The organism is Herbaspirillum sp. B65 (assembly GCF_000333555.1).
GTDB classification, from domain to species: Bacteria; Pseudomonadota; Gammaproteobacteria; order Burkholderiales; family Burkholderiaceae_D; genus Herbaspirillum; species Herbaspirillum rubrisubalbicans.
Genome location: NZ_BADI01001107.1, coordinates 1 through 4,104, shown reverse-complemented (window position 1 = coordinate 4,104; position 4,104 = coordinate 1). Strand labels below are relative to the sequence as shown.

6 protein-coding genes and 1 pseudogene are annotated in these 4,104 nt (G+C 64.3%); all 7 read right to left on the bottom strand.

Going from position 1 to position 4,104, the window contains the following annotated elements; genetic code table 11:
• Positions 1-296 (bottom strand): annotated as a pseudogene (locus I5W_RS26230) (hypothetical protein); the annotation flags it as partial.
• A gap of 48 nt (positions 297-344) precedes the next feature.
• Positions 345-662: a YnfA family protein gene (locus I5W_RS26225; RefSeq protein WP_026051885.1), complete on the bottom strand. Its 318-nt coding sequence runs from the start codon at positions 660-662 to the stop codon at positions 345-347.
• Positions 663-673: 11 nt separating this feature from the next.
• A complete protein-coding gene (locus tag I5W_RS26220; RefSeq protein WP_026051886.1) occupies positions 674-1,165 on the bottom strand; it encodes an MgtC/SapB family protein in 492 nt (163 codons plus the stop codon).
• Positions 1,166-1,355: 190 nt separating this feature from the next.
• Positions 1,356-1,790 (bottom strand): hypothetical protein, encoded by a 435-nt coding sequence (locus I5W_RS26215; protein ID WP_017450161.1) that lies wholly within the window; start codon positions 1,788-1,790, stop codon positions 1,356-1,358.
• A 185-nt stretch (positions 1,791-1,975) separates the two neighbouring features.
• On the bottom strand, positions 1,976-2,806 hold the full coding sequence (locus I5W_RS26210) for a helix-turn-helix transcriptional regulator (protein ID WP_044531460.1): 831 nt from the start codon (positions 2,804-2,806) through the stop codon (positions 1,976-1,978).
• Positions 2,796-3,368, bottom strand: a complete 573-nt coding sequence (locus tag I5W_RS26205; RefSeq protein ID WP_044531459.1) for a kinase inhibitor — start codon at positions 3,366-3,368, stop codon at positions 2,796-2,798. Before I5W_RS26205 ends, I5W_RS26210 begins: the two co-directional genes overlap by 11 nt.
• Before the next feature lie 134 nt (positions 3,369-3,502).
• Entirely contained in the window at positions 3,503-3,835 is a 333-nt protein-coding gene (locus I5W_RS26200) for a hypothetical protein (RefSeq protein WP_252717237.1), read from the bottom strand.
• Between the last annotated feature and the right edge of the window lie 269 nt (positions 3,836-4,104).

Genomic DNA, 4,104 nt, shown 5'->3' with positions numbered 1-4,104 from the left:
CATGATGACCACCGCCGGCAGTCTGCCAGGCGGCGCTGGGCGGGGGAGCCGCAGTTCGGCGCTGATGTTTCATCAAAGGCGACGTTCTTCTGGTACACCTGGCTGAACGTCGTGCGTCGATTGGCCGACATGAAGGAAACGCTGCCGTGATCGCTCGCGCCCAGGCGCTGGCGCACCTCCTGTGCGCTGCTCTTGAGCGGGACCAGCAGGAGCATGTACATGCCCATCAACATCAACAGTGCGCCAGTCAGTGGCGTCGAGAGAAGCGGGCGGTGTTTCACGGGCGGCGTCTTCATGGGTGTCGGGCTCCTGTGCGTGGTCTGTTCGGGGGAAGTCGGTACGTCCTATCTGGGCTGGAAGGCGATGATCGCCATGCCCGCCAGCGCCACGGCCACCCCGGCGCAATCCCAGCCCGAGGGCCGCACGCCGTCCACGGCCCACAGCCACAGCATGGCCACGGCGATGTAGACCCCGCCATAGGCCGCATAGACGCGCCCGGAAGCGGCCTCATGCAGCGTCAGCAGCCAGGCGAACAGGGCCAGGCTGACGGCGGCCGGCAGCAGCAGCCAGGCGCTGCGGTCCTGCTTGAGCCAGAGATAGGGGAGATAGCAGCCGACGATCTCGGCCAGTGCCGTGCAGAGATAGAGGAAAACCGTTTTCATCGATGCGGGCATCAGTCTTCTTCGCGAGCACTGATGTCAGCACGTTCATCTTCGGTCTTGCGCAGCCATTGCCGATGCAGGAAATGCTCCAGTGGCCGGCCCACCATGAACAGGACCACGATCAGGCCGCTGGCCATGAGCGCCACGCGCCACCAACCCGCGCCGCAGACGATGCCCACCGCGGCGGTGACCCAGATCGAGGCGGCTGTGGTCAACCCGCGCACCTTTTCGCTGCGCTGTTCATGGACGATGACCCCGGCCCCGAGAAAACCGATGCCGGTGATGACGCCCTGGATGGCACGGCTGATGGCATCGCGGCTGTGGTCGGCTGCGTCCAGCGCGAAATTCATCGCCGCCAGCGTGACCAGGGCCGAACCCAGCCCCACCAGTCCCAGGGTCTTCACGCCGGTGGGCTTGCCGCGCAGGTTGCGGTCGATGCCGATGGCGCAGCCGATGAGCATGGCCAAGAGCAGGCGGTAGAAGATGTCCAGGTAGTCGGTCATGAGGCAGCAGGGGCACAGGGCAGGGAACAAGGGCCCCATTGTAACCTCGCCGGGCTGCCGCTCATCATTGGCAGGCTGCTGGCTCGCTGGGCCGCGCCTATAAAAAAGCCCCGTCAAGCTCGACGGGGCAAATCAGGCATGGCGGGAGGGATGGGAGGCGTCGCCATGCTGCGCTCAATCATTGGATGACTCAGGAGCCGGAACCGCCTGCCCCTCCGGCACCGCCGGTACCGCTGCCACCGGCTGCGCCGCCAGTGCTGCCGGCACCGGCACCCCCTGCGCCGCCGCTCCCGGTCCCGCCGCCATTGCCTCCTGGCGAGGTTCCCATGGGGCCATCCTTCATGTCGGTGGCATTGGGGTTATTGCGATGCGTGCCGGAACGCGACTTGTGACTGCTCTTGTCCGACTTGTCCTGATTGCGCATGTGCTTGCCGGAGGAGCTGCCGCTATTTCCGCTGTCACTGGCGCCATTGCCCGGCGTGGTCTGGGCCCCGGTGGCTCCGGTAGCCCCGGAGCCGGCCGAACCTGAGCCGCTGCCGCCGCCCGCATTCTGGGCCAACGCGCCCGTGCTGCAGGCGGCCACGATCAGTGCGGTGCCGAGCAATTTCAGAGTGGTTCTGGACATAGGTATCTCCTGGAGTGGTTGTCGGGGCGTCCCGCCATTGCGAGACGTTGCAACCATCCTAGGCCCGACCTGCCCAGGGCACAGTCGGACGCCGCTGCAAACGCATGTCGGTGCTTTCGTACCCGGATGACGGTGCTTGTTGTTGAGCCGGACAAGCCATCGCGCCCAGGGGCGCGAGGGTGGTTTCAAGGCAGGGTCTGGCGCAGTTCGCTGGGACTGATCCCGTAATGCTGGCGAAAACGCATCGCAAAGCGCGAGGCCGAATCGTAGCCGCAGGTGGCGGCGATGTCGGCGATGGGCAGCGAGGACGCCTGCAATTGTTCCAGCGCCAGTCCCAGTTGCACCTTGTCCAGCAGTTCGCGAAAACCGGTCTGTTCGCGCGCCAGCCGTCGGCGCAGCGTGGAGACGCTGCAATGGAAGGCATCGGCCACCCGTTCCAGGCTGCGCTGTTCGGGCGGCAGCATCAGCAGATGCTGTTCGATGTGATGGCTGATGGCGTCGCCGCGCTCGCGCAGCAGGCCACCCATGGCGCCGGCCAGGCTCAGGGCCAGCAACAGGCCTTCGGCGGCCTGGCATTGCAAGGGCAGGGCGGCCTCATCACGGAGGCACTCCAGCAGATGGCGCCAGGCGCGCAGCAGGTCGGCCTCCTGCGTGACGCTACTGATGCTGCTGATGGCGCCGGCCTCGCGCGCCGGCACCCCCTGGCCGGGATAGTGCAGACGGAAGCGGTCGATCAGCGTCGGCGGCAGCGACACCATGTCGGCCGCATATTCCCCCGCGCGTGGCAGGTTGGCCACATTGATCTGCGTGCCGGGCGCGATTAGCAATAGGCAATCCTGCCCGCACAGCAGGTGGCGCTTGCCCCATTGCACCCGCTTCTTGCCCTGGCGCACGTGGCAGATGCTGGCCTGGCCGATGAAGACCTGGCGCAGTTGCTGTTCGTGGCGGGCGCGGATGCGGGTCAGCGTGGGACGGGGGCCATGGGCGAAGGGCAGGATGGCGATCTCATTTTGCATGGTTCTTTTCGCGGCCGTAGTAGGCGGTGAGCTTGGCCTGGCCGAGCGCGGAGGCATTCAACATGAAGCCGAGCATAGCACCGCTGGCGTGCGCATCCAGTGGTAACTTTTCGGTTTTCAGCGCCCATACGATGAATTGGTAGCGATGCGGCTTATCTCCTTCGGGTGGGCAGGCCCCACCAAAGCCGCTGCTGCCGAAATCGGTACGCCCCTGGATGGCGCCGGCCGGCAAGCCCTGGCCCTGAGCATTGATGCCGCCCGGCAGGCTGCGCACCGAGGCCGGGAGATTGAAGACGGTCCAATGCCACCAGCCGCTGCCGGTGGGGGCGTCGGGGTCATAGACGGTCACGGCGAAGCTCTTGGTACCCTCCGGCGCGCCCGACCAGGACAATTGCGGCGAGCGATTCAGGCCCATGCAGCCGAAGCCATTGAAGACTTCCGAGATTGACAGCGATTGGCCTTCCTGGATGTCGCTGCTGGTGAGGGTGAACTCGGCCGCCTGGGCCGACAGTGCAGAAAACGTCAGGGCCAGCGTGGTGACGATATGGCGGGAAAAAGACATGAGAGCGCTCCAGTAAAGGTTGAGGAGCGCTCATCTTAGGAGAGCGGCCGGCCGCCCATGGTGCAGAAAACGTCAGCCTTGGTGCAGATAGCGTCAGCCTGCGGCACCAGCCCTGGAAGGGCGGTTGACTTGGCCTAGAACAGATTGAGCGAGATCAGGACATCCGGTCCCTTGAACAATTCCACATAACGACTCGCCGCCGATTCATTGATGACGATGAAGCGGGCGAAATCGAACAGCGCCGGCTCCAGTTGCCCATCGATGGCCTGCTGGGCGGCGAAGCTGGCATAGCTCACGCCGTAGCCATAGAACTGTTGCTTGAAGGCGGGATTGAGATTGGCGTCATCGACCGGATGGAATTTCACCACCAGCTGTGCCCGCTGACTGGCCACCAACGCTTGCATGGTACGCATGGCCATCATGAGTCCATACAGGTTCTTCTTCAATGTCGGTTCGGTGTCTTGCATATCGCCTCATCAAAAGCATGAAAAGACGAGCTCGGTATGGTCATTGCCGGTGATCGTCTGGTTTCGGGTTTTATGATGCAACGCCCTTCCCGGTTGACGCTGCTGCGTGCTTGCTACGGTACTGCCACAGAGCTACAAAATGATTTATAACAATTCGTCATGCAGGCTGGCATCCCGCTTGACGAAGCCCTGCAAGGTATGGCGTGCGGCGGTCTCCACCGCATCGATCAGTCGTTGCGTCACCCCTTCGACCGGCTTGCCATAGGGCG